22 protein-coding genes and 1 tRNA gene are annotated in these 21587 nt (G+C 64.3%); 10 read left to right on the top strand and 13 right to left on the bottom strand.

Annotation, left to right across the window (positions count from 1 at the left end; all coding sequences use genetic code 11):
* Positions 1-6: 6 nt before the first annotated feature.
* Together A8G00_RS04130 and dusB are read right to left on the bottom strand one after the other, a co-directional pair.
* Positions 7-1116: a nitrogen regulation protein NR(II) gene (locus A8G00_RS04130; protein WP_061934191.1), complete on the bottom strand. Its 1110-nt coding sequence runs from the start codon at positions 1114-1116 to the stop codon at positions 7-9.
* On the bottom strand, positions 1113-2132 hold the full coding sequence (gene dusB / locus A8G00_RS04125) for a tRNA dihydrouridine synthase DusB (RefSeq protein WP_025548918.1): 1020 nt from the start codon (positions 2130-2132) through the stop codon (positions 1113-1115). Before dusB ends, A8G00_RS04130 begins: the two co-directional genes overlap by 4 nt.
* A 106-nt stretch (positions 2133-2238) precedes the next feature.
* Here dusB and A8G00_RS04120 point away from each other — a divergent pair, with 106 nt between their 5' ends.
* A complete protein-coding gene (locus A8G00_RS04120; RefSeq protein WP_103000118.1) occupies positions 2239-3420 on the top strand; it encodes a bifunctional 2-C-methyl-D-erythritol 4-phosphate cytidylyltransferase/2-C-methyl-D-erythritol 2,4-cyclodiphosphate synthase in 1182 nt (393 codons plus the stop codon).
* A 5-nt stretch (positions 3421-3425) separates the two neighbouring features.
* Entirely contained in the window at positions 3426-3944 is a 519-nt protein-coding gene (locus A8G00_RS04115) for a CinA family protein (protein WP_025548915.1), read from the top strand.
* Here A8G00_RS04115 and A8G00_RS04110 read toward each other — a convergent pair.
* Both A8G00_RS04110 and lipA read right to left on the bottom strand, forming a co-directional pair.
* The gene (locus A8G00_RS04110) at positions 3890-4366 is read right to left on the bottom strand and encodes a type II toxin-antitoxin system RatA family toxin (RefSeq protein WP_025548914.1); all 477 of its coding nucleotides are present in this window, start codon (positions 4364-4366) and stop codon (positions 3890-3892) included. The two genes, A8G00_RS04115 and A8G00_RS04110, sit on opposite strands and share 55 nt — an antisense overlap.
* A 4-nt stretch (positions 4367-4370) precedes the next feature.
* Positions 4371-5354 carry a lipoyl synthase gene (gene lipA / locus A8G00_RS04105; protein WP_044662335.1) on the bottom strand — a complete coding sequence of 328 codons (984 nt, stop codon included), beginning with the start codon at positions 5352-5354 and terminating at the stop codon, positions 4371-4373.
* Positions 5355-5374: 20 nt separating this feature from the next.
* Here lipA and A8G00_RS04100 point away from each other — a divergent pair, with 20 nt between their 5' ends.
* The 4 genes from A8G00_RS04100 (at position 5375) to alaS (ending at position 9870) form a co-directional block, all read left to right on the top strand.
* Positions 5375-6025 (top strand): carbonic anhydrase, encoded by a 651-nt coding sequence (locus tag A8G00_RS04100; protein WP_025548912.1) that lies wholly within the window; start codon positions 5375-5377, stop codon positions 6023-6025.
* Positions 6025-6759 (top strand): NYN domain-containing protein, encoded by a 735-nt coding sequence (locus A8G00_RS04095; protein WP_103000117.1) that lies wholly within the window; start codon positions 6025-6027, stop codon positions 6757-6759. The genes A8G00_RS04100 and A8G00_RS04095 overlap by 1 nt, the downstream gene beginning before the upstream one ends.
* Positions 6759-7040 carry an acylphosphatase gene (locus tag A8G00_RS04090; RefSeq protein ID WP_103000116.1) on the top strand — a complete coding sequence of 94 codons (282 nt, stop codon included), beginning with the start codon at positions 6759-6761 and terminating at the stop codon, positions 7038-7040. The genes A8G00_RS04095 and A8G00_RS04090 overlap by 1 nt, the downstream gene beginning before the upstream one ends.
* A 175-nt stretch (positions 7041-7215) precedes the next feature.
* Positions 7216-9870 (top strand): alanine--tRNA ligase, encoded by a 2655-nt coding sequence (gene alaS, locus A8G00_RS04085; RefSeq protein WP_103000115.1) that lies wholly within the window; start codon positions 7216-7218, stop codon positions 9868-9870.
* 339 nt (positions 9871-10209) lie between these two features.
* Here alaS and ahcY read toward each other — a convergent pair whose 3' ends face one another.
* From ahcY to A8G00_RS04070, 3 genes are all read right to left on the bottom strand, one after another.
* Complete coding sequence (ahcY, locus tag A8G00_RS04080) at positions 10210-11619, bottom strand: adenosylhomocysteinase (RefSeq protein ID WP_044662340.1); 1410 nt, start codon at positions 11617-11619, stop codon at positions 10210-10212.
* A 121-nt stretch (positions 11620-11740) separates the two neighbouring features.
* On the bottom strand, positions 11741-12292 hold the full coding sequence (locus A8G00_RS04075; protein ID WP_172451766.1) for a hypothetical protein: 552 nt from the start codon (positions 12290-12292) through the stop codon (positions 11741-11743).
* Positions 12293-12455: 163 nt separating this feature from the next.
* A complete protein-coding gene (locus A8G00_RS04070) occupies positions 12456-13016 on the bottom strand; it encodes a YqgE/AlgH family protein (protein ID WP_103000113.1) in 561 nt (186 codons plus the stop codon).
* Between the two features lie 146 nt (positions 13017-13162).
* Here A8G00_RS04070 and A8G00_RS04065 point away from each other — a divergent pair, with 146 nt between their 5' ends.
* Together A8G00_RS04065 and A8G00_RS04060 are read left to right on the top strand one after the other, a co-directional pair.
* Positions 13163-13645 carry a peroxiredoxin gene (locus A8G00_RS04065; RefSeq protein ID WP_103000112.1) on the top strand — a complete coding sequence of 161 codons (483 nt, stop codon included), beginning with the start codon at positions 13163-13165 and terminating at the stop codon, positions 13643-13645.
* A 73-nt stretch (positions 13646-13718) separates the two neighbouring features.
* Positions 13719-15173, top strand: coding sequence for an AMP nucleosidase (locus A8G00_RS04060; RefSeq protein ID WP_025550878.1), 1455 nt, complete (start codon positions 13719-13721; stop codon positions 15171-15173).
* Between the two features lie 41 nt (positions 15174-15214).
* Here the strand turns inward: A8G00_RS04060 and A8G00_RS04055 are convergent, their stop codons facing one another.
* The 5 genes from A8G00_RS04055 to A8G00_RS04035 form a co-directional block, all read right to left on the bottom strand.
* The gene (locus A8G00_RS04055; RefSeq protein ID WP_048577741.1) at positions 15215-15988 is read right to left on the bottom strand and encodes an alpha/beta fold hydrolase; all 774 of its coding nucleotides are present in this window, start codon (positions 15986-15988) and stop codon (positions 15215-15217) included.
* 7 nt (positions 15989-15995) lie between these two features.
* The gene (locus A8G00_RS04050) at positions 15996-16676 is read right to left on the bottom strand and encodes a DUF2238 domain-containing protein (RefSeq protein ID WP_103000111.1); all 681 of its coding nucleotides are present in this window, start codon (positions 16674-16676) and stop codon (positions 15996-15998) included.
* A 10-nt stretch (positions 16677-16686) separates the two neighbouring features.
* The gene (locus A8G00_RS04045; protein ID WP_025550873.1) at positions 16687-17712 is read right to left on the bottom strand and encodes an aspartate-semialdehyde dehydrogenase; all 1026 of its coding nucleotides are present in this window, start codon (positions 17710-17712) and stop codon (positions 16687-16689) included.
* A gap of 235 nt (positions 17713-17947) precedes the next feature.
* The gene (locus tag A8G00_RS04040; protein ID WP_103000110.1) at positions 17948-20167 is read right to left on the bottom strand and encodes a S9 family peptidase; all 2220 of its coding nucleotides are present in this window, start codon (positions 20165-20167) and stop codon (positions 17948-17950) included.
* Between the two features lie 118 nt (positions 20168-20285).
* Positions 20286-20360 (bottom strand) — tRNA-Val (locus A8G00_RS04035).
* 134 nt (positions 20361-20494) lie between these two features.
* Between A8G00_RS04035 and A8G00_RS04030 the strand changes: the two genes are divergently transcribed.
* Positions 20495-20623 carry an entericidin A/B family lipoprotein gene (locus A8G00_RS04030; RefSeq protein ID WP_007685859.1) on the top strand — a complete coding sequence of 43 codons (129 nt, stop codon included), beginning with the start codon at positions 20495-20497 and terminating at the stop codon, positions 20621-20623.
* A 17-nt stretch (positions 20624-20640) separates the two neighbouring features.
* Here A8G00_RS04030 and A8G00_RS04025 read toward each other — a convergent pair whose 3' ends face one another.
* A complete protein-coding gene (locus A8G00_RS04025; protein WP_025550870.1) occupies positions 20641-20829 on the bottom strand; it encodes a hypothetical protein in 189 nt (62 codons plus the stop codon).
* 195 nt (positions 20830-21024) lie between these two features.
* Here A8G00_RS04025 and hslV point away from each other — a divergent pair, with 195 nt between their 5' ends.
* A complete protein-coding gene (gene hslV / locus A8G00_RS04020; protein ID WP_099185983.1) occupies positions 21025-21567 on the top strand; it encodes an ATP-dependent protease subunit HslV in 543 nt (180 codons plus the stop codon).
* The last annotated feature ends 20 nt before the right edge of the window (positions 21568-21587 follow it).

The raw sequence follows: 21587 nt of genomic DNA, 5'->3' as shown, positions 1-21587 counted from the left end.
CCGCCATCAACCCGTTCCCATCGGCAGCAGGATGCGGAAGGTCGATTCCCCTGCCTCATGATCGCGCGAATATTGCACGAACCCGTTCATGTCGCGCACCAGCTTGTCCACCAGCGCCAGCCCCAGCCCCGTCCCGTCCCGCCTGCCGGTGATGAAGGGATTGAACAGGTGATCCAATATATGCTCCGGCACGCCCGGCCCATTGTCGACCACCAGGATTTCGATGGGCAGCACCGCGCTGCCCTTCCCCTTGCCGACCACTACGGAAACGCCATGGCGAAACGCCGTTTCCACCCTTATCCGGGGCTTCCTGCTATGCTCCAGCGCCTCCGCGGCGTTTTTGAGCAGGTTGATCATCACCTGCACCAGCGCATCCTCGTTGATATTGGCGAATGGCAGGGATGGATCATAACTTTTTACGATCCTAATATCCTTTGCGAAACCGGCGGCGGCGATATTCGCCGCGCGGTCGATCAGCGGATAGATGTTGCCGCTGCGGCACTCCAGGGTCCGGTCCGTCGTGAAGTCCTGCATCCGGTCGATCAGCGCGGCGATCCTGTCCACCTCATTGCAGATGAGTTGCGTCAGCGCGGCGTCCCGTCCGTGATTGCCCGATTCCAGCAACTGGGCCGCGCCCCTGATGCCCGACAGCGGATTCTTGATCTCATGCGCCAGGATCGCCGCCGCGCCGATGGCCGATCGCGCGCCGCCAGCCGTACCGCGATGGCCGATCTTGCGCGCCTGGCTCTGGGTGTGGATCGATACCACGCGCCAGCCTTCATGATCGACGATGGGCGCGATCATCAGGTCGACCTCCATTTCCGCCGTGCGCCCCGCATGCACGCGGATGTCATAGGCGGCGATCGGCTTGTTGCTGTGCCAGATGTCGAAGCGCGCGCCCATTTCCGCCATGCGGATGGTTCGCGCTATGTCGCTGCCGACAATGGCCGATCGCGCCATGTTGAGCAGCGTTTCGGCGCGGACATTCGCATCGGCGATGCTGTTGTCCGGCCGCACCACCAGGGTCGCGACCGGCAACGCCGTCATCAGTTCGGAAAGCGAAGGCCCATCCTGTTGCGGTCGAAGCGACGGGATGGTCGTCATGGCCGCCGTCATGCCGCCTTGCGCGTCTCGACCGGCCCCTCGTCGGCGATCAGCGGTTCGTAGAAGCGCGCCAGCATGTCCAGCACGACATCGCCGTCCGGCTCCTGGTTCACCGCATTGCGGAACTCGGCCGAACCCGGCAGCCCCTTGGTGTACCAGCCGATATGCTTGCGGGCCATGTTGACGCCGGTATGATTGTCATAATGCTCCAGCATCGCGCGATAATGTTCCGTAATCACGCGATATTGTTCCTCCAGCGCAGGATCGGCCAGCCGTTCCCCGGTGCGGAACCAGTGCATCACCTGCCCGATCAGCCAGGGCCGCCCATAGGCGCCCCGCCCGATCATCACGCCGTCGGCGCCGCTCTGCTCCAGCGCCGTCTCGGCATCGTCGATGGAGCAGATGTCGCCATTGACGATGACGGGCAGCGACACCGCATCCTTCACGCTGCGCACGAAGGCCCAGTCGGCCGACCCCTTGTACATCTGGCAGCGCGTGCGGCCATGAACGGTGATCAGCTTCGCGCCCAGATCCTCCGCGATCCGGGCCAGTTCGGGCGCGTTCAGGCTGGCATGATCCCAACCCATGCGCATCTTGACCGTGACGGGCACATCGACGGCCTTCACCGTCGCTTCGATCAGCGAAGCGGCCAGCGGCAGGTCGCGCATCAACGCGCTGCCCGCATCGCCATTCACGACCTTTTTAACCGGGCAGCCCATGTTGATGTCGATGATCGCCGCGCCGCGATCCGCGTTCAGCTTGGCCGCCTCCGCCATTTCCGTGGGCGAACAGCCGGCCAACTGCATCGATACGGGCTCCTCCAGCGGATGCCAGGCCGCCTTCTGCAGCGACTGGCGCGTCTCGCGAATCATCGCCGCCGTGGCGATCATCTCGGTCACGTTGAGGCCGGAGCCATAGCGGCGGACCAGTGTCCGGAACGGCATGTCCGTCACGCCCGTCATCGGCGCCAGCACGACCGGCATGTCAATCGTCACCGGACCTATGGAAATCGGGGAAAGCCTCTGCATCATTCCAACACTGCCTAAAAAACAGGCAGCCCTTAGCGGAAATCCGCATCATCGGCAAGCGAGGCGGGGCTGGCGGTTGGCCCGGCACTGCGATACAGGCGCGGCCATGACAGACAGAACCGTCGCTTTGCTGGTCGCAGCAGGTCAGGGCAGCCGCGCGGGCGGCGACATTCCCAAGCAATTCCGGCGCATCGGCGGCAAGCCGGTCCTCGCCCACGCCGTCGACGCGCTGGCCGGGCATCCCGCCATCGGTTCTGTTGTTCTGGTCGTCGGCGCGGGGCAGGAGGAGGATGCACGCGCCGCACTGGAAAGCCGCACCGTCTCCGCCATCGTTCAGGGCGCCGACAGCCGCCGCGGGTCCGTCCGCGCCGGTCTTGAGCATATAGCGTCCGCTGGCGGCGCGGCGCGCATATTGGTGCACGACGCTGCCCGTCCCTTTCTCCCCGCGACGGTGATCGACCGGCTGCTCGCCGCGCTGGAGGGTGCGCCCGGCGCTATTCCCGCCTTACCGGTTGCAGACACATTGGTCAGAAGCGAACATGACAAGAGCGAACATGACAAGGCCGGGGACGTCGTCGACCGCGATGGCCTGTTCCGGGTCCAGACGCCGCAGGCCTTCCGCTTCGATGCCCTGCTGGCCGCGCACAGAAGCTGGGACGGCAATCGGGAAGCAACCGACGATGCCCAGATATTGCGGCATTCGGGCCATGACGTCACACTGGTCGCTGGCGATGAAAGGCTGGAAAAATTGACCTATGCCGAAGATTTCCTCCGCGTCGAAGCCCGGCTGGGCGCTGCCCGCAGCGTCCGGACCGGCATGGGTTATGACGTCCACCGGCTGGCCCCCGATGAGGAGCTCTGGCTCTGCGGCGTCCGCATTCCGCACGACCGGGGCCTCGCTGGGCACAGCGACGCGGACGTGGCGATCCACGCGCTGGTGGATGCGCTGCTGGGCGCACTGGCGGAGGGCGACATCGGCAGCCATTTCCCGCCCTCCGACCCGCAATGGCGGGGAGTCGCCTCCTCCCGTTTCCTGGAATATGCGGCGGAGCGCGTCGCAAAACGGGACGGCTTTATCGAGCATGTCGACCTGACGCTGATCTGCGAGGCGCCGAAAATCGGCCCGCACAGGGACGCCATGCGCGCCCGGATCGCGGAAATCCTGCACCTTCCTCCCGACCGGGTCAGCATAAAGGCGACCACGACCGAACGGCTGGGCTTTGCCGGTCGGCGGGAGGGTATTGCCGCACAGGCTGTTGCCACGCTCTCCCTCCCCGCGCTAATCTGATCGCCATGCCCGATAGCATCCTTCCCGCGTCGCTTGTCGAACTGGCCGAGCGCGTCGTCGCCGCCAACCGTCGCGCCGGCCGCACCATCGCCGTGGCGGAAAGCTGCACCGGCGGCCTTGTTTCCGCCGCACTGACCGAAATCGCCGGATCGTCCGAGGTGTTCGAAGCTGGTTTCGTGACCTATTCCAATGACATGAAGAGCGAGCTTCTCAAAGTATCGCAGGATGTCATCGAAACCTTCGGCGCGGTTTCCATCGCCACCGCCTGGGCCATGGCGCAGGGTGCGCTGAACAAGAGCCACGCCAATGTCGCCGTCGCCATCACCGGCATAGCCGGCCCCGGCGGCGGATCGGAGCAGAAACCTGTCGGCACCGTCGTCTTCGCCCGCGCCGAACGCGGCGCCAGCCCCGACAAGATCGTGGCCGACATGCATTATTTCGGGGATACGGGCCGGGGCGGCGTCCGCCTTCAGGCGGCGCTGTGCGCGCTCGAACTGCTGCTGCCCGACTCGCCCGCGCCATAAAGCTCCGCCGCCCGGGTTTCGAACGCGCCGATCATCTTGCGCAGCGCCTTGTCGAACACCTGGCCGGCCAGCATCTCGAACAGCTTGCTCTTGAATTCGAACTCGACCTCGAAATCCACCAGAACGCCGCCCTTTCCGTCGTCGCGAAAGCTCCATTCATTGTGGAGGTGCTTCAAGGGCCCATCCAGATAATCGACCCGCACATGGTCCGGCCTATGCTTGTGCACGCGGGACGTGAAGCTCTCCTTGATCCCCTTGAACCCGACGATCATGTCCGCGACCATTTCCGAATCGCTGTCGGACCGCACCCGGATCGCGCTGACCCAGGGCAGGAATTCGGGATAGGCCTCCACATTCGCCACCAGGTCGAACATCTGTTCGGGCGTATAGGGAAGCGGCCTCGTTTCGTTATGCTTGGGCATCGGCTTATTGGCCGGCCTTCGCCAGTTGCGCCTCGCGGGCCGCGCGCATTTCAGCGAAATCCTTGCCCGCATGATAGCTCGAGCGGGTCAGCGGGCTCGACGCCACCTGCAGGAAGCCCTTGGCCCGCGCAATCGCCGCATAGGCGTTGAATGCCGCCGGAGTGACGAACTCCATCACCTTGGCGTGCTTGGGCGTCGGCTGGAGATATTGCCCCATGGTCAGGAAATCGATGTCGGCGGAGCGCATGTCGTCCATCACCTGATGGACCTCCAGCCGCTCCTCCCCCAGACCCAGCATGATGCCCGACTTGGTGAAGATCGACGGATCGAGCTTCTTCACCGTCTCCAGCAGCCGCAGCGACGCATAATAGCGCGCGCCCGGGCGAATGGTCGGATAGAGGCGCGGCACCGTCTCCAGATTATGGTTATAGACGTCCGGCCGCGCCGCGACGATCATCTCGACGGCGCGTTCATGCTTGTTGCGGAAGTCCGGCGTCAGGATTTCGATGGTCGTGTCCGGGGTCGTGCGGCGCAGCGCCTCGATCACCTTCACGAACTGCGACGCGCCGCCATCGGGCAGGTCGTCGCGGTCGACGGAGGTGATGACGATATGCTCCAGCCCCATTTCGGCGCAGGCATCGGCCAGATTCTGCGGCTCGTTGGGATCGACCTTGCGCGGCATGCCGGTCTTGACGTTGCAGAAGGCGCAGGCCCGCGTACAGACATCGCCCAGGATCATCACGGTCGCATGCTTCTTGGTCCAGCACTCCCCGATATTCGGGCAGGCCGCCTCCTCGCACACCGTCGCCAGCCCCTTGGTCCGCATCAGCTTGCGCGTCTCGTGATAGCCGGGGCTGGTCGGCGCCTTCACGCGAATCCAGTCGGGCTTGCGGGCGCGCTCGGGACGAGTGGCGGGCGCGGGGATCGGGACGATGTCGGTCATGCGCCCCAGATAGCGATGCGAGAGCGCTCTTGCCAGCCCCATCATTGTTCGGCACAGACCGGCGCATGACCGATTTCGCTGATATGCTCGCCGGCTATCGCCGCTTCCGCAACACCGGTTGGACCCAGCAGCGGGAACGATGGGATGAACTGAGCGAGGGGCAGAGCCCCCGCGTCATGGTCATCGCCTGTTCCGACAGCCGAGTCGATCCCGCACAGATATTCGACACCAGCCCCGGCGAGATCTTCGTGGTCCGCAATGTCGCGGCGCTAGTGCCCCCCTTCGAAACCAATCCCGGCCGCCACGGCGTCTCCGCGGCGCTGGAATTCGCGGTCCAGGTGCTGAAGGTGGGCGAGATCGTCGTCATGGGCCATGGCAAATGCGGCGGCTGCAAGGCGGCGCTCAGCCATTCGCTGAAAGACGCGCCTCCCGGCGAGGGCGGCTTCATCCACAACTGGATCGAACTGCTGGACGAAGCGCGGGAAAAGGTGGTCGAACGCTTTGGCGCGGATGACGGCCGCGACGCCGAACGCGCCATGGAGCAGGAAGGCGTCAAGGTCAGCCTGGCCAATCTGCGCACCTTCCCCTGCGTCCGCACGAAGGAACGGAGCGGCGAGATCAGGCTGATCGGCGCCTTCTTCGCCATTGCCGACGGCCAGCTCCACCTGCTGGACGAGGCGAGCGGCCAGTTCAGCCCGGCGGCGCTGGAAGCCTGATGACCGCGCCGGTCCCCAGCGGCAATATCGCCCTGCTGATCGATGCCGACAATGTCTCCGCCGACCATTTCGACCCGGTGCTGACGGTCCTGGCGGAACTGGGCACCGTCAATATCCGGCGCGCCTATGGCAATTGGAGCAAGCCCGCGCTCAAGGGATGGGCGCGGCAGGCCGTGACGCAGGCCATCGAAACGCAGCAGCAGTTCGACCTCACCCGGGGCAAGAACGCCACCGACATGAAGATGACGATCGACGCCATGGACCTGATGGCGTCGGGCCGGGTCACCGGCTTCGGCCTGATGTCGAGCGACAGCGATTTCACGCCGCTCGTCACCCGCATCCGGCAGGAAGGCCTGCCGGTCTATGGCTTCGGAACGGACAAGACGCCGCAGGCCTTCCGCAGCGCCTGCACCCGCTTCATCGACGTCGGGGCGCTCGCCAGCGCAAGAACGGCGCCCGTTGAACTGGAGGAGTCGGCGGCGGAACCCGCCTCCCCCGACGCGCCCGAAGTCGCGCCCGATCTCGTCAAGCTGTTGATCGACGCCTATAATGCCGTCAAACGCGACGATCAGGGCTTCGCCCGCCTCAGCGAAGTGGGCCAGCTCGCCGGGAACCGCTCCAGTTTCGACACGCGCAACTATGGGTTCAAGCGGCTGTCCGACCTTGTCCGCTCGATCAATAATTTCAAGGTGGAGAGCCGCGACGGCCAGACCTGGATCAAGCGGGTGCACTGATGACCATCCTCGCCCGCCACCTGACGATCCTCGGCCGGGTGCAGGGCGTGTTCTACCGCAACTGGGCCGTCGAAACGGCCCGGGGTCTCAACCTGGCGGGCTGGGTACGCAACCGCATGGACGGCAGCGTGGAGGCGCTGGTGGAAGGACCGCGGGATGCCGTGGAGCGGTTCGTCCTGCTGGCGCGACAAGGCCCGCCCGCCGCGCAGGTCGCGCGGATAGAGGCCGAGGATGTCGCGGTCGGGGGCCATGAATCATTTCAGAAGCGGCCGACCGCCTGACTTCGCCGGGCGGGCGAACGGGCGGAAAGGAAAATCGCATCCTTGAGCAGAGGCGGGCGGCCCCGTCCGCTTTTCCGGCCCGCCTGTCTCAGCGGGCAACCCCATCGGCCGATATTCCCATGAACGACGAAAAGCCCCGCTTGTGCGTTGGAGCGCTTCCCACTAAATCGCCCGCATGACATCGACCAACGACATTCGCCGCTCCTTCCTCGACTATTTCGGGGCCAACGGCCACACCATCGTTCCGTCCGCGCCTCTGGTGCCGCACAACGACCCGACGCTGATGTTCGTCAATGCGGGCATGGTGCCGTTCAAGAATGTCTTCACCGGCCTTGAATCCCGCCCCTACACCAAGGCGACGAGCAGCCAGAAGTCGGTCCGCGCCGGCGGCAAGCATAACGACCTCGACAATGTCGGCTATACCGCGCGCCACCATACCTTCTTCGAAATGCTGGGCAATTTCAGCTTCGGGGATTATTTCAAGGAACAGGCGATCACCCATGCCTGGACCCTGCTGACGAAGGAATGGGGCCTTTCGCCCGAAAAGCTGACGGCGACGGTCTATCACACCGACGACGAAGCCTTCGACCTGTGGAAGAAGATCGCCGGCCTGCCGGAGGAGCGGATCATCCGCATCCCCACCAAGGATAATTTCTGGGCCATGGGTGACAGTGGCCCCTGCGGCCCCTGTTCGGAAATCTTCTACGACCATGGCGACCATATCTGGGGCGGTCCTCCCGGCAGCCCGGAGGAAGATGGCGACCGTTTCGTCGAGATCTGGAACCTCGTCTTCATGCAATATGAGCAGGAAGCGAACGAGATCGTCTCCGAACTGCCCAAGCCCAGCATCGACACCGGCATGGGTCTGGAACGCATCGCCGCAGTCCTGCAGGGCGTCCACGACAATTACGACACCGATACCTTCAAGGCGCTGATAGAGGAATCGGGCGCACTGACGAAAACCGCCACCGATGGCGAGTATAAGGCCAGCCACCGCGTCATCGCGGATCACCTCCGCTCCACCAGCTTCCTGATCGCGGACGGCGTGCTGCCCGCCAATGAAGGCCGCGGCTATGTGCTGCGCCGCATCATGCGCCGCGCCATGCGCCACGCCCATATCATCGGCGCCAAGGAGCCGTTGATGCACCGTCTGGTCGGCAGCCTCGTCTCCGAAATGGGCGGCGCCTATCAGGAACTGGTCCGCGCCCAGCCGCTGATCGAGGAAACCCTCCTGCGCGAGGAAACCCGGTTCCGCCAGACGCTGGAAAAGGGACTGAAGCTGCTCGACGAAGCGACCGGCGACCTGTCGGAAGGCGGCACGCTCCCCGGCGAAACCGCGTTCAAGCTCTACGACACCTATGGCTTCCCCTATGACCTGACCGAAGACGCGCTGCGCTCGCGCGGCCTCAGCGTCGACCGCGAAGGCTTCGACAAGGCGATGGCCGAACAGAAGGCCGCCGCCCGCGCCGCGTGGAAGGGCTCAGGCGAAAAGGCCTCGGACGAAATCTGGTTCGACATTGCCGAAAAGGCCGGCAATACGGAGTTCATCGGCTATAGCTCGACCGAGGGCGAGGGCGAGGTGCTGGCGATCGTCAAGGACGGTGTGAACTTCGACAGCGCGAGCGCTGGCGAGACGGTCACGATCATCACCAACCAGACGCCGTTCTACGGCGAAAGCGGCGGCCAGATGGGCGATGCGGGCACGATCAGCGCGCAGTCCGGCCTGGTCGCGGATGTCGAGGACACCGCGAAGCCGCTGGGCCGCCTCCATGCGCACCGGGCGAAGGTCGGCGCGGGCAGCGTCAAGCTGGGTGACACGGTTCACCTCCGCGTCGACGTCAGCCGCCGCGACCGCATCCGCGCCAATCACAGCGCCACCCATTTGCTCCATGCCGCGCTCCGCAACCAGCTCGGCGCCCACGTCACGCAGAAGGGCAGCCTCGTCGCACCGGATCGTCTGCGCTTCGACTTCTCCCATCCCGAGGCGCTGACCCACAGCCAGATCGCCGCCATCGAAGCCGATGTGAACGAACAGATCCGCCACAATGAAGCGGTGACGACGCGACTGATGACGCCGGACGACGCCATCGCCGCCGGCGCCATGGCCCTGTTCGGTGAGAAATATGGGGACGAGGTCCGCGTCCTCTCCATGGGCAAGGGCGATGCGAACAGCTATTCGGTCGAATTGTGCGGCGGCACCCATGTCCGCGCAACCGGCGACATCGCGATCTTCAAGATCATCTCGGAAAGCGCCGTTTCGTCTGGCGTCCGCCGCATCGAAGCGCTGACCGGCGAAGCCGCGCGCCTTTGGCTCTCCGATCGCGAAGACCGGCTGCGCCAGTCCGCCGCCGCGCTCAAGACGACGCCGGAGGAAGTTCCTGCCCGCATCGCCGCTCTGGTCGAACAGAGCCGCAAGCTGGAACGCGAACTCGCCGAAGCGAAGAAGGCGCTGGCGCTGGGCGGCGGGGGTTCCGCACAGGCGGCCGGTCCGGAGAAGGTCGGCTCGGTCAACTTCATCGGTCAGGTGATCGAAGGGCTCGATCCCAAGGAACTGCGCGGATTGGTCGATCAGAACAAGGCAACGCTCGGCAGCGGCGTCTCCGCCGTCCTGGCGGTGGTCGATGGCCGCGCCAGCATTGCCGTCGGCGTCACCGACGACCTTGTGAACACGATCAGCGCCGTGGACCTCGTCCGCGCAGGCGTCGAAGCCTTGGGCGGCAAGGGCGGCGGAGGCCGTCCCGACATGGCCCAGGGCGGCGGTCCGGAAGGGGGCAAGGCGCAGGCGGCGATCGAAGCGGTCAGGGCAGCCCTCGCCAGCGGGCCTGCATAACCGCGCGGCCGGCCCGATATTCGACCGCAGGCCATGCACCGCGGGGTGAGCGGCGCCTTCCTTCCACCCGGAAGGACGGAGTCGCTCTCCCACCCGTTCAGCTTGCGCCTGTCGAAGCCCCGCTTCTTTCTCGAAGAGAAGTGCTCCAAGGCAAGCCCAAAGAGACGGATATTGGGTGATCCGGTCCAGACCCGACAGCAACAGGGCTGAGTGCCTGGCTCTCTGCAAAAGGGAATGGAACTGCACGACCGGCTCGCGGGAACCTGACCCGGCACAAACGCACGTACCGCCCAAGCCCAAAAAAAAGGGGAGGCTCGATGCCTCCCCTTCCCATCCCGCTCAGTAGCGGTAATGATCCGGCTTGAATGGCCCTTCCTGGGTCACGCCGATATAGGCGGCCTGCTTGGGCGTCAGCTTCGACAGCTTCACGCCCAGCTTCTCCAGGTGGAGCGCCGCCACCTTCTCGTCCAGATGCTTGGGCAGCACATAGACGTCGTTCTTATACTCATCCGACTTGGTCCAAAGCTCGATCTGCGCCAGCACCTGGTTGGTGAAGGACGATGACATGACAAAGCTCGGATGGCCGGTGGCGCAGCCCAGGTTCACCAGCCGGCCCTTCGCCAGCACGATGATCTTCTTGCCGTCGGGGAACTCGACCTCGTCGACCTGCGGCTTGATCTCGGTCCACTTCATGTTGTTGAGGCCCGCGATCTGGATCTCGCTGTCGAAATGGCCGATATTGCACACGATCGCCATGTTCTTCATGGCGCGCATATGGTCGACGGTGATGACGTCCTCATTGCCGGTCGCGGTGACGAAGATGTCGGCGCGGGTGGCCGCCTCTTCCATGGTGACGACTTCATAGCCCTCCATCGCCGCCTGCAACGCGCAGATCGGATCGATCTCCGTCACCAGCACGCGCGCACCGCCATTGCGGAGCGAAGCGGCCGAACCCTTGCCCACGTCACCGAAGCCGGCGACCACGGCGACCTTGCCGGCCAGCATGACGTCGGTGGCGCGACGGATGGCGTCGACCAGCGATTCCTTGCAGCCATAGAGATTGTCGAACTTCGACTTGGTGACGCTGTCGTTGACGTTGATCGCCGGGAAGGGCAGCTTGCCCTTCTTCGCCAGTTCATAGAGGCGGTGAACGCCGGTTGTGGTCTCTTCCGACACGCCCTTGATGGCCTTGACCGTCTCAGTCAGATAGCCCGGACGCTCGGCCAGGAAGCGCTTCAGCGTCGCGACGAAGATTTCCTCTTCCTCGTTGCCGGGGGTGAACAGTTCTTCCCCGGCCTCGACGCGGGCGCCCCACAGCGCGAACATGGTGGCGTCGCCGCCATCGTCCAGGATCATGTTGCAGACCGTATCGCCCCAGTCGAAGATGCGGATGACATAGTCCCAATATTCCTCCAGCGTCTCGCCCTTGACGGCGAACACCGGGATGCCCCGCGCGGCGATGGCGGCGGCGGCATGATCCTGGGTCGAGAAGATGTTGCACGACGCCCAGCGGATTTCGGCGCCCAGTTCCGCCAGCGTCTCGATCAGCACGGCGGTCTGGATCGTCATGTGCAGCGATCCGGTGATGCGCGCGCCCTTCAGCGGCTTGGCGGCGCCGAATTCGGCGCGCAGGGCCATCAGGCCCGGCATTTCGGTTTCCGCGATTTCGATTTCCTTGCGGCCGAAAGCGGCAAGGCCGATGTCGCGGATCACATAATCCTGCGCCTGGGTGGCGGGTGCGGTGGCCACGAGCCTGTCTCCATATCGTTAAGATTGAGGCCGCCGCCCGAATGAACGAACGGCGACGATGGGCTGGGCTTTACCAATCGCCGCCATCCAAGGCAACTCAATATAAAGTTTTCTTTATGTCTTATTCGGCAGGACCGCGCACCGCGACCTTCACCGGCTCGCCGGATGAGGTCCCGTCCGTTTTCCGCACCTTCTCCGCCACCGCCGTGACGATGTCGCACCGCGCGCCGGACAGATGCGGGCTGATCGCCGCCGCATCGGCCAGTTCCAACAAGGCCGACCGGCTGGGCGGCAGGGCGTTGGCGGCGTCCGTGATCGACTGGAGGTCGCGGCAGCCCAGCCCATCCGCGCCCGCGCCATAGACATTGGCGAGGCCCGTGACGTAATTGTCATAAGCCCCCAGCGCGCCGACCGGCCCGGCGGCCGAGCGGAAATGCTCGCGCAGCTCGTCATTCACCTGCGTCAGCGTCTCGCGCTTTTCCCGGATGAAGCGGTTATAGCTGGCAAGGAAGTCATGTCCCGTCGCCCGGCACCGCAGCGCAGATACCATCAGCATCATCTCGAAATCGCGGATTTGCGCTGCTTCCACGGCGGTCTGCTTCCAGCAGGTCGCCGCCGTGGCCGGCGCAAGCGGCATCGTCGCGGCAAGCGCCGCTGCGATCAATATCCTCATGAGTTGAACCCCCGTCCAATTGCCCGAGGATCAGGGTGCGCTCATCCGGTTGCCGGACTCTCAACGGCGAAGGTTAGCCGGATTTTACCGTAAACGGTTCAGTTACGCCAAGGCAACAAGCCTCCAATGCAGCCATGCTTACGGTGACGTTCCGAAAGGCCGGTCAGGCCGATCCTGCGCCGCTGACCAGATGGGAGGCATCGACTCCGGCCGCGGCATAGGCGGCCGACCATTTCCGCGCCGCCGCCACGTCGAACAGAAGCTCAGGGGTGCAGTCGGTCGGAAACCAGCTTTCCCCGTTCATTTCCTCATCCAGTTGCCCCGCGCCCCACCCGGCATAGCCAAGCGCGACCAGATAGCGACTCGGCCCCTTCCCTTCCGCAATCGCCTTCAGTATCTCCAGCGAGCCGGACAGGCCCCATCCTTCGCCCACGGCGACCATGTCATGACCGCTCCAGTCCAGGGAATGCAGGACGAAGCCGCGCCGGGGTTCGACCGGCCCGCCGCGCAGCACGGGAGAATCCGGAACATCGCCGGGTTCGATGTCGAAGCTCTCCAGCAGGTCGTGCAGGCTGACCCCGTCGATCTCATCGCTGACCGCGATCCCCAGCGATCCATTCTCGTCATGCACGCACATGGCGATGACGGAATGATCGAACCGCATGTCCTCCATTCCCGGCAGGGCAAGCAGGAACTGTCCGGCATAGGAGCGTGCTGTGGTCATGGCGCGACTATACGCCCCTTGTCGCCTTTGCCAATGGCGGGCCGTCGCTTGGGCGGGGCAGCGCGCCATATTCCATGGCTCCCCCTTGACAGACAGGGCGGCAGGGCCAACGTGCCGCGAACCCCAACAAGGCCAGGAGGCAGACGATGACCATTTCGAAGGGCGAACGCATCCCCAGCACCACTTTCGTCAAGATGACCGAAAACGGTCCCGAGCAGGTTGCTTCGGACGATTTCTTCGCGGGCCGCACCGTCGCGCTCTTCTCCGTGCCGGGGGCCTTCACCCCCACCTGCTCCGCGCGCCATCTGCCCGGCTTCGTCGATAAGGCGGAGGAACTGAAGGGCAAGGGCGTGGATGAAATCGCCTGCACCGCGGTCAACGACGCCTTCGTCATGGGCGCCTGGGGCAAGTCCGCCAGCGCCGACGGCAAGGTGACGATGCTGGCCGACGGCAATGGCGACTTCGCGCAGGCCGTCGGCCTTACCATGGACGGCAGCAAGTTCGGCATGGGCACGCGCGGGCAGCGCTTCTCCATGATCGTCAAGGACGGCGTCGTTGCGGAGCTGAATGTCGAGGCGCCGGGTGATTTCAAGGTGTCGTCAGCCGAATATCTGCTCGACCAGATCTGATTTCCGGGGGATGCGCGCCCGCTATCCGGGCGCGCATCTTCCTTCGGTCATATAAGTGCGTTACCAAGGCTCGATGACAAGAAGCATCGGAAGTGCGATCGTCGCTGAACTCGACGACATCTATCGGAACTCCATCGAAAATCTTCGCGAGGCGATGCGCGCCTACGCCCGCGACGGCAGCGTACCGCCACCGGAAGCCAGGACGGACCGGCGTTTCTGCTATCCGGAATTGCGGATCACCCATCATGGCGAGTCGGACGCGCCGCCCCCCGGCCGCTCCTTCGCGCGGCTGTCCAAGCCCGGACGCTATGTGACCACCGTCACCCGCCCCGCCATGTTCGGGGACTATCTGGCCGAGCAGGTCGACCTTCTCGTCCGCGACTATGGCGTGATGGTGGAAACCGGCATCAGCGACCAGCCCATTCCCTTCCCCTATGTTCTGGACGGGCTGGACATGAGCGCGCTCGATGGCACCCCGCCAACCGAACTGGCCCGCCACTTCCCGGCCACCGAACTGGCGGAAATCGGGGACGAGATCGCGGACGGCCTGTTCATGCAGGATGCGGAGGGCGAAAGGCCGCTCGCGCTGTTCGACGGCCTTCGTACCGATTTTTCACTGGCGCGCCTGAAGCATTACACCGGCACCCCGGCAGAGCATGTGCAGCGCTACATCCTGTTCACTAATTATCACCGCTATGTCGACGAGTTCGTGGCATGGGCCTGCGCCGAATTGCAGCGGGAGGGCAGTCGCTACACCGCGCTGTCAGGGGCCGGTGGGGTCTATGTAACGCCGGAAACCGCCGACCCGGCGCAGATGATCGCGGACAGCGCCTGGCGCAGGCATCAGATGCCCGCCTATCACCTGATCGCTCCGGACCGCAGTGGGATCACGCTGGTCAACATCGGCGTCGGGCCCTCCAACGCCAAGACGATCTGCGACCATCTGGCCGTCGTGCGGCCGGAAGCCTGGCTGATGATCGGCCATTGCGGCGGCCTGCGCCCCAGCCAGCGGATAGGCGACTATGTGCTGGCCCACGCCTATCTGCGCGACGATCATGTTCTGGATGAAATGCTGCCGCCCGAAATCCCGGTACCCGCCATCGCGGAAGTACAGGTGGCGCTGGCGAAGGCGGCGGAGGCCGTGCTGGGCGGCGACGATCGGGAGGATTTCAAGCGCCGCCTGCGCACGGGCACGGTCGTGACGACCGACGACCGCAACTGGGAACTGCGCTATTCCAGTTCGGCGCTGCGGTTCAGCCTGTCCCGCGCCGTCGGCATCGACATGGAGTCGGCCACCATCGCCGCGCAGGGCTATCGCTTCCGCGTGCCTTATGGAACGCTGCTCTGCGTTTCGGACAAGCCGATCCACGGCGAACTGAAATTGCCGGGACAGGCCAATCGCTTCTATGAGGAAGCCATTGCGGGGCATCTGCGCGTGGGTCTTATGACCTGCGAACTGCTGCGGCAGGAGGGGCCGAAGCTCCACAGCCGCAAACTGCGCGCCTTCAACGAGCCGCCGTTCCGCTGAAGCTTGCCATGCTCCTGCATGGGCAGGAGCATGCGCATGGCTCAATCCGTCAGGAAATCCACCATCGCCTGCCCCAGCTCCTTCCGCGTCACCGCATTCATGTGGTTCCCCGGAACTTCGACATAGCGGCCGTGGGGCAGCAGTTCCGCCAGTTCCTGCGCGACGCCATTGTCCCGGTCATCGGCTCCGCAAATCACCTCTATGGGCTGCTGGAACCCGGCGATGACCTCCCTGGGCGTATCGACGAAGGTGTTGAGGATGTGCAGCATCGCGACCGGATCGCCCTTGGTGGTCTTCAGGAAGGCTTCCGTCATCCATTCCGACGTCCCCCGCTCGAACGTGCCGAGGTTGGTGAGGACATTGCGATAATAGCCGCCATTGTCGAGCGTCTGGACCAGACCGCGCAGCCCCATGCCGGCCAGGATCACCCTGCGCGGCGTCGCGCCCCGCGCCAGCATCCGCACCGTCGTCCGCGCCCCCAGCGAATAGCCGCCCAGATCATAGTCGGTCAGGCCAAGCTGCTCGACCAGCGCCAGCCCGTCCTCGGTCAGCGCGTCGGGCGGATAAGCGGCGGCATCATGGGGCTTGCCGCTTTCGCCATGCCCCCGAAGGTCGGGCAGGATGAGGCGAAATCCCGCCTCCACCAGCTTCGCGGCATGGCCGTAACGTATCCAGTTGGTGTAGGCATTGGAGAAATAGCCATGGATCAGAACCAGATCGCGGCCCTCCCCCACCACATGCACGGCAAGGGGAAGCCCGCCCAACCCCTTGATCTCCAGCTTCTCGATGGGCAGGTCGGACGTGGGGCCGGACATGAGCGGGCTACTCCTTGGATGAATGCGCGTGCGGCGATATGGCCTTGCCCTCTCCTTGTCGAGTAGAGAGAAGCCAGACAAGTGCGAGGACGCTCCCGATCTGCGCGGCCGCCATGTCCTTTTGCGGGTCCCACATGTCGCCCTGCTGGCCATTATACCAGTCCGCCGTCTGGCCGGCGGCCACCACGCTCAGCAGCCATTCGAAAATCTCGTAGACAGCGCCCACGAACCCGACGGAGACAAAGGCGAAAACAAGGCTCCAGCCCGTCCGCATGACGCCATGACGCCGCGCCGCTTCCGCGAAGGGCGCGGTCAGGAGGGCGCCGAAGGCGAAATGCACCAGCCGGTCATAGCCGTTGCGCGCCAAGCCGAAAGTGCCGGAAATATCATGGCCGCTGATCGCCCGCGCCCAGATGTCATAAGGTACATAGGAATAGATGTACCGCCCGCCCAGCGTATGCAGCAACAGGAACAGCAGGACGCACGCCACCGATCCGTTCGACAGCGGCCATCGGCGTAACAGCCAAGGCGAGACAAGGATGAGCAGCGCCGTCGGCCCATGCTGAAGCGGCGCCAGTTCGGGATAGGGCTGATCGACATTCGCGGCGACAATGGCCGCGACCAGCAGAACGATCATCCGGCGCTGCGCGGCTGGAACGTCTTTCCAGACAGCAGCGCCGGAGATCATTTAAAAGGCCTCAGCCTTTCTTCAGGTGACGGCGGCCCAGCAGTTCCGCGATCTGCACGGCGTTCAGAGCCGCGCCCTTGCGGAGATTGTCGCTGACGCACCAGAGGTTCAGGCCATTGTCGATGGTCGAATCCTCACGCACGCGGCTGATGAAGGTGGCATAGTCGCCCACGCACTCGACGGGGGTGACGTAACCGCCGTCCTCGCGCTTGTCGACCAGCATCACGCCGGGCGCCTCCCGCAGGATATTCTGGGCCTGCTCCGCCGAAATCTCATTCTCGAACTCGAGATTGATCGCCTCGGAATGCCCGACGAACACCGGCACGCGCACGCAGGTCGCCGTAACCTTCACCTTGGGATCGAGGATCTTCTTGGTTTCCGCAACCATCTTCCACTCTTCCTTGGTCGAGCCGTCGTCCAGGAAGACGTCGATATGCGGGATCACGTTGAAGGCGATCTGCTTGGTGAACTTCTTCGGTTCGGCCGGATCGCCGACGAAGATGTTGCGCGACTGCTCGAACAGCTCGTCCATGCCCGCCTTGCCCGCGCCGGAAACCGACTGGTAGGTGGCGACGACGACGCGCTTGATCGTCGCGGCATCGTGCAAGGGCTTGAGCGCCACGACCATCTGCGCGGTCGAGCAGTTGGGGTTCGCGATGATGTTCTTCTTCTTGTATCCGTCAATCGCATCCGGATTCACTTCCGGCACGATCAGCGGCACGTCCGGGTCCATGCGGTAGAGCGACGAATTGTCGATCACGACGCAGCCCGCCGCCGCCGCCTTGGGCGCATATTCCGCCGTCGGGCCGGAGCCTGCGGCAAACAGGGCGATGTCCCAGCCGGTGAAGTCGAAATGCTCGATATTCTTGCATTTGAGCGTCTTGCCGGTGTCACCGAAATCGATTTCGGTGCCCTGCGACCGGGGCGAGGCGACCGCCGCGATCTCGTCAATAGGGAACTCGCGCTCGGCGAGAATGGTCAGCATCTCGCGGCCCACATTACCGGTGGCACCAACGACGACGACCTTGTAGCCCATGACTTAACACTCCACTCCATGCAAAATTGCGGAGTGGGCGCCATAGCGGCATTGCGCCGTTTGTCCAGTGACAAGCCGTTTATTGCGTCAAAGCTTGGCTTGCATGGCGGACCTTGCCCTGCCCCCTTTCCTTACGCCCTCCCTCCGTTCGGGCTGAGCCTGTCGAAGCCCTTCACTTTCTTCTCAGAGAAAGCCCTTCGACAGGCTTGGAGCGAACGAAGGACAGGGTTCAGGATTATCGAGATTGGGGCCCCGTCCCATGCCGCGCCAGGAAATCCTCGATGGTCCGCCATAGATGCACGCTGATCCCCGGCCCGCCGACGCGGTGCGTCTGGCCCGGATAGACCATCATCTCGAACGGCACGGCGGCGCCCTGCATCTTCGCCACCAGCGCCATCGAATTGTCGAACACCACATTGTCGTCCGACATGCCGTGGATCAGCAGCAGCGGGTCCCTGATCTTCACCGCCTCATCCACCGCGCCGGAACCGGGATAGGCGCTGGGCTTCTCCTGCGGCCGGCCCAGATAGCGCTCGGTATAATGGGTGTCGTACAGTTCCCATTTCGTGACCGGCGCGCCCGCCACCGCCGCAGAGAACACCCCCGGCGCCTTCTCCAGCAGCTTGAGCGACATATAGCCGCCATAGGACCAGCCATAGGTCGCGATCCGCTTGGGATCGACATAGGGCTGGGTCTTGAGCCAGTTCACGCCCGCAAGCTGATCCTCCACCTCGACCGTACCCATGGCATGGTAGATCTGGTCCTCGAACGCCTTGCCGCGATCGGGCGTGCCCCGATTGTCGACGGCAAAGACGATCCAGCCCCTGTCCACCAGATATTGGTAGATGGGCGATCCCCATGAATTGGTGACCTGCCGTCCGGCGCCGGGCCCGCCATAATGGAGCATGAAGACCGGATAGCGCTTCCCCGCCTCCAGCGGCGGCGTCATGATCCGGGTGTAGAGCGTCGAGCCGTCCGCCGCCTTGATCGTGCCGAACCGGGTCTTCACATGGCTGGCCCAATAGGGCGCATAGGGGTGGCTGCCCCGAACCGCATTCTCCGACAGCCAGTTCAACTGCTTGCCCCCGCTGTCGGCCAGATAGACCTGCCTGGGCTGGTCGCTATTGCTGCGCGCGACCACGATGCGGCTCGCCGCGCCGTCCATCACGGCGTCGTTCCACCAGCCCGCCGAGGTCAGCTGCCGCAGCGGCCCCGCCTTGGCGAGCGGCGCGGCATAAAGCTGCTGCTCCAGCGGCGTTTCCCTGTTGCCGGTGAAATAGACAAGGCCTTTGCCCTCATCCACGCTCACCACATCGCGCACTTCCCATTCACCGCTGGTGAGCGGCGTCCACCGGCCGCCCCGCACATGGTAGAGATGTCCATGGCCGGTCTTTTCCGACCACCAGAGGAAGCTGCCATCCTTGAGCGGCGTGAAATTGTTGCTGAGGTTGATCCAGCTCTTCGCCCTTTCGGTCAGGATCACCCGCGCCTTGCCGGTCGCCGGATCGACGGCGAGCAGGTCGAGCGTCTTCTGGTCCCGGCTCTCGCGCTGGACGTAAAGTGTTCTGCCATCCTTGGACCAGTCGACGCGGGCGAGATAAACATCCTTCTCCGTGCCGAGATCGACCTTGACGGGCTCCCCGCCCTCCGGCTTCATCACATACAGCTCGATCAGCGCATTGGGCGTTCCGGCCGCCGGATAGCGCTGCTCATAGACCTTGGTGCCCTCGCCGCCGATGGCCGTGCGCGTGACGATACCGACCGGGCTTTCGTCCACGCGCGCAACCGCGATCAGCCTGTCGTCGGGCGACCACCAATAGCCGGTGCGCCGGTCCATTTCCTCCTGCGCGACGAACTCCGCCACGCCCCAGCTCACCGTGTCGCTGGCGCCCTGGGTCAACTGCTTCTCCGCGCCGCCCATCGGCTGAACGAAGAAATTGCCGCCGCGCACGAAGGACACATAGCCGCCCCTGGGGCTGACCACGCCGTTCAACTCGCCATCGGGCGTGTCGGTGAGACGCGTGGCCTTCCCATCCAGCGCGGCCAGATAAAGGTCGCCATCGACCGGCACGAGGATGGACTTGCCGTCCGGCGCCCAGTCATAGCTGACGATGCCGGTGCTGCCCGCGACGGAACGATCCCGCTCCCGCTGCATCTTCTCCGCCTCGGAAAGCGCCGCGCCGCTGCCGGTCTTCTTAGAATCGACCAGCATCCGCTCCGCGCCCGTGGACGTGTCCACCGCCCAAAGGTCGAGCCGTTCCTTCTCGTCCATCCGTGGCTTCAGCAGCGTCACCAGCTTGCCGTCCGGCGACAGCTTCAATGCCCTTGGTTGCGGGCCGGAGAGGTCCGGACTGGCGAACACCCGCTCCAGGGTCAGCTTTTCCTGCGCCTGGGCGGACATCACGGAAAGCAACAGCGCGCCGACAGCCGCGCCGCTTTTCAGATATGGCGACATTTTCATCCCTTGCCTCGCGGCGAAACCGCCGCATCACATGGCGCAGAGAATTAGCGCCAAGCAGATGAAAAGATCAATGTTGGGAAATAATATTTCTCCGCCATGATCGCCCGGATCATGGTGGGCGCGACAGGGATTGAACCTGTGACCCCACCCGTGTGAAGGGTGTGCTCTACCGCTGAGCTACGCGCCCCCTGTAAGGAGGAGGCGGCCATTGGCATCCACCGCGCCGCCTGTCAAGCATATCGAACAAGCTATTTTCCGAAAATGGACTTATCCGCTTCATCCGCGTTATAGTCGATACGCTTTCAGAAGGAGTGCATATTCATGCGTCAAACCGTCGCCCTGGTCATTGCTGGGCTGCTTCTCACCTCTTTGGCCGCCTGCAACACCGTGAAGGGTGCGGGCCGGGACATCGAATCCGTCGGCCGCGCCGGGGAAAAAGCCATCAACTGATCCGGCGGGACCGCCGGTTACTGGAGGATGCGGCCCGCAACGGCCGCATCCTTCTCCAGGCGGACGCCGTCGCATTCCGGCTCGCCACAATCGCAGGCGGCGATCGTATAGCGCACGCCGCACATCACCAGCACGTCCTGGTCGAAGGAATAGTTCGATATTCCCGCACGTTCGACCTTTTCCTGCGCTCTGGCCTTGAGGGTCATGATCCTGCCTCTCTGCAACATGCCCGAATGATTGTTGCTGCGTTGCACAATGTCAATTGCGCCAGATCGGTTCCTGAACGAATTGAAATAAATCTGTCCAGAAAATGACACGATCCGGCGCTTATGCAGCGGATGCTTGCGCGCCGTCACCATCGCTCCCATATGCCGGCCATGAACGACCAACGCTCCCATTCCATGCCGGTCTGGCATGGCACGACCATCATGTCGGTACGCAAGAACGGGAAGGTGATCGTGGCCGGCGACGGCCAGGTCTCGATGGGCCAGACGGTGATGAAGCCCAACGCCCGCAAGGTCCGCCGTCTCCACGACGGATCGGTCATCGGCGGCTTCGCCGGCGCCACGGCGGACGCCTTCACCCTGTTCGAACGGCTGGAGGCCAAGCTGGAGCGCCACAACGGCCAGTTGATGCGCGCCGCCGTGGAACTCGCCAAGGACTGGCGGACCGACAAATATCTCCGCAACCTGGAGGCGATGATGATCGTCGCGGACAGGGAAGTGACGCTGATCCTGACCGGCAATGGCGACGTGCTGGAACCGGTTGGCGGCGTCGCGGCCATCGGTTCGGGCGGCAACTTCGCCCTCGCCGCGGCGCGGGCGCTGGTGGAATATGAGGAAGATGCCGAAACCCTGGCCCGCAAGGCGATGAAGGTGGCGGCGGACATCTGCGTCTACACCAATGACCAGCTCGTGGTCGAAGAGCTGGAATCTGTAGCTTGAACCCCGTTCGGGCTGAGCCT

It is taken from the genome of Sphingobium sp. SA916, assembly GCF_002894065.1.
GTDB lineage: Bacteria > Pseudomonadota > Alphaproteobacteria > Sphingomonadales > Sphingomonadaceae > Sphingobium > Sphingobium fuliginis.
Note: the sequence above shows the minus strand (reverse complement) of the source record. Positions and strands in the feature narration are given on the sequence as shown.

What these genes read in the sequence shown, in the direction of transcription:
- A8G00_RS04115 (WP_025548915.1), top strand. Translation starts at nt 3,426, where the DNA reads ATGCCCGATAGCATCCTTCCCGCGTCGCTTGTCGAACTGGCCGAGCGC.
- A8G00_RS04120 (WP_103000118.1), top strand. Translation starts at nt 2,239, where the DNA reads ATGACAGACAGAACCGTCGCTTTGCTGGTCGCAGCAGGTCAGGGCAGC.
- A8G00_RS04055 (WP_048577741.1), bottom strand. Translation starts at nt 15,988, where the DNA reads ATGTCCGGCCCCACGTCCGACCTGCCCATCGAGAAGCTGGAGATCAAG.
- alaS (WP_103000115.1), top strand. Translation starts at nt 7,216, where the DNA reads ATGACATCGACCAACGACATTCGCCGCTCCTTCCTCGACTATTTCGGG.
- A8G00_RS04075 (WP_172451766.1), bottom strand. Translation starts at nt 12,292, where the DNA reads ATGAGGATATTGATCGCAGCGGCGCTTGCCGCGACGATGCCGCTTGCG.
- A8G00_RS04100 (WP_025548912.1), top strand. Translation starts at nt 5,375, where the DNA reads ATGACCGATTTCGCTGATATGCTCGCCGGCTATCGCCGCTTCCGCAAC.
- A8G00_RS04025 (WP_025550870.1), bottom strand. Translation starts at nt 20,829, where the DNA reads ATGACCCTCAAGGCCAGAGCGCAGGAAAAGGTCGAACGTGCGGGAATA.
- A8G00_RS04060 (WP_025550878.1), top strand. Translation starts at nt 13,719, where the DNA reads ATGACAAGAAGCATCGGAAGTGCGATCGTCGCTGAACTCGACGACATC.
- A8G00_RS04050 (WP_103000111.1), bottom strand. Translation starts at nt 16,676, where the DNA reads ATGATCTCCGGCGCTGCTGTCTGGAAAGACGTTCCAGCCGCGCAGCGC.
- A8G00_RS04095 (WP_103000117.1), top strand. Translation starts at nt 6,025, where the DNA reads ATGACCGCGCCGGTCCCCAGCGGCAATATCGCCCTGCTGATCGATGCC.
- A8G00_RS04065 (WP_103000112.1), top strand. Translation starts at nt 13,163, where the DNA reads ATGACCATTTCGAAGGGCGAACGCATCCCCAGCACCACTTTCGTCAAG.
- A8G00_RS04090 (WP_103000116.1), top strand. Translation starts at nt 6,759, where the DNA reads ATGACCATCCTCGCCCGCCACCTGACGATCCTCGGCCGGGTGCAGGGC.
- dusB (WP_025548918.1), bottom strand. Translation starts at nt 2,132, where the DNA reads ATGCAGAGGCTTTCCCCGATTTCCATAGGTCCGGTGACGATTGACATG.
- hslV (WP_099185983.1), top strand. Translation starts at nt 21,025, where the DNA reads ATGCCGGTCTGGCATGGCACGACCATCATGTCGGTACGCAAGAACGGG.
- A8G00_RS04045 (WP_025550873.1), bottom strand. Translation starts at nt 17,712, where the DNA reads ATGGGCTACAAGGTCGTCGTCGTTGGTGCCACCGGTAATGTGGGCCGC.
- A8G00_RS04040 (WP_103000110.1), bottom strand. Translation starts at nt 20,167, where the DNA reads ATGTCGCCATATCTGAAAAGCGGCGCGGCTGTCGGCGCGCTGTTGCTT.
- A8G00_RS04030 (WP_007685859.1), top strand. Translation starts at nt 20,495, where the DNA reads ATGCGTCAAACCGTCGCCCTGGTCATTGCTGGGCTGCTTCTCACCTCT.
- A8G00_RS04110 (WP_025548914.1), bottom strand. Translation starts at nt 4,366, where the DNA reads ATGCCCAAGCATAACGAAACGAGGCCGCTTCCCTATACGCCCGAACAG.
- A8G00_RS04070 (WP_103000113.1), bottom strand. Translation starts at nt 13,016, where the DNA reads ATGACCACAGCACGCTCCTATGCCGGACAGTTCCTGCTTGCCCTGCCG.
- A8G00_RS04130 (WP_061934191.1), bottom strand. Translation starts at nt 1,116, where the DNA reads ATGACGGCGGCCATGACGACCATCCCGTCGCTTCGACCGCAACAGGAT.
- lipA (WP_044662335.1), bottom strand. Translation starts at nt 5,354, where the DNA reads ATGATGGGGCTGGCAAGAGCGCTCTCGCATCGCTATCTGGGGCGCATG.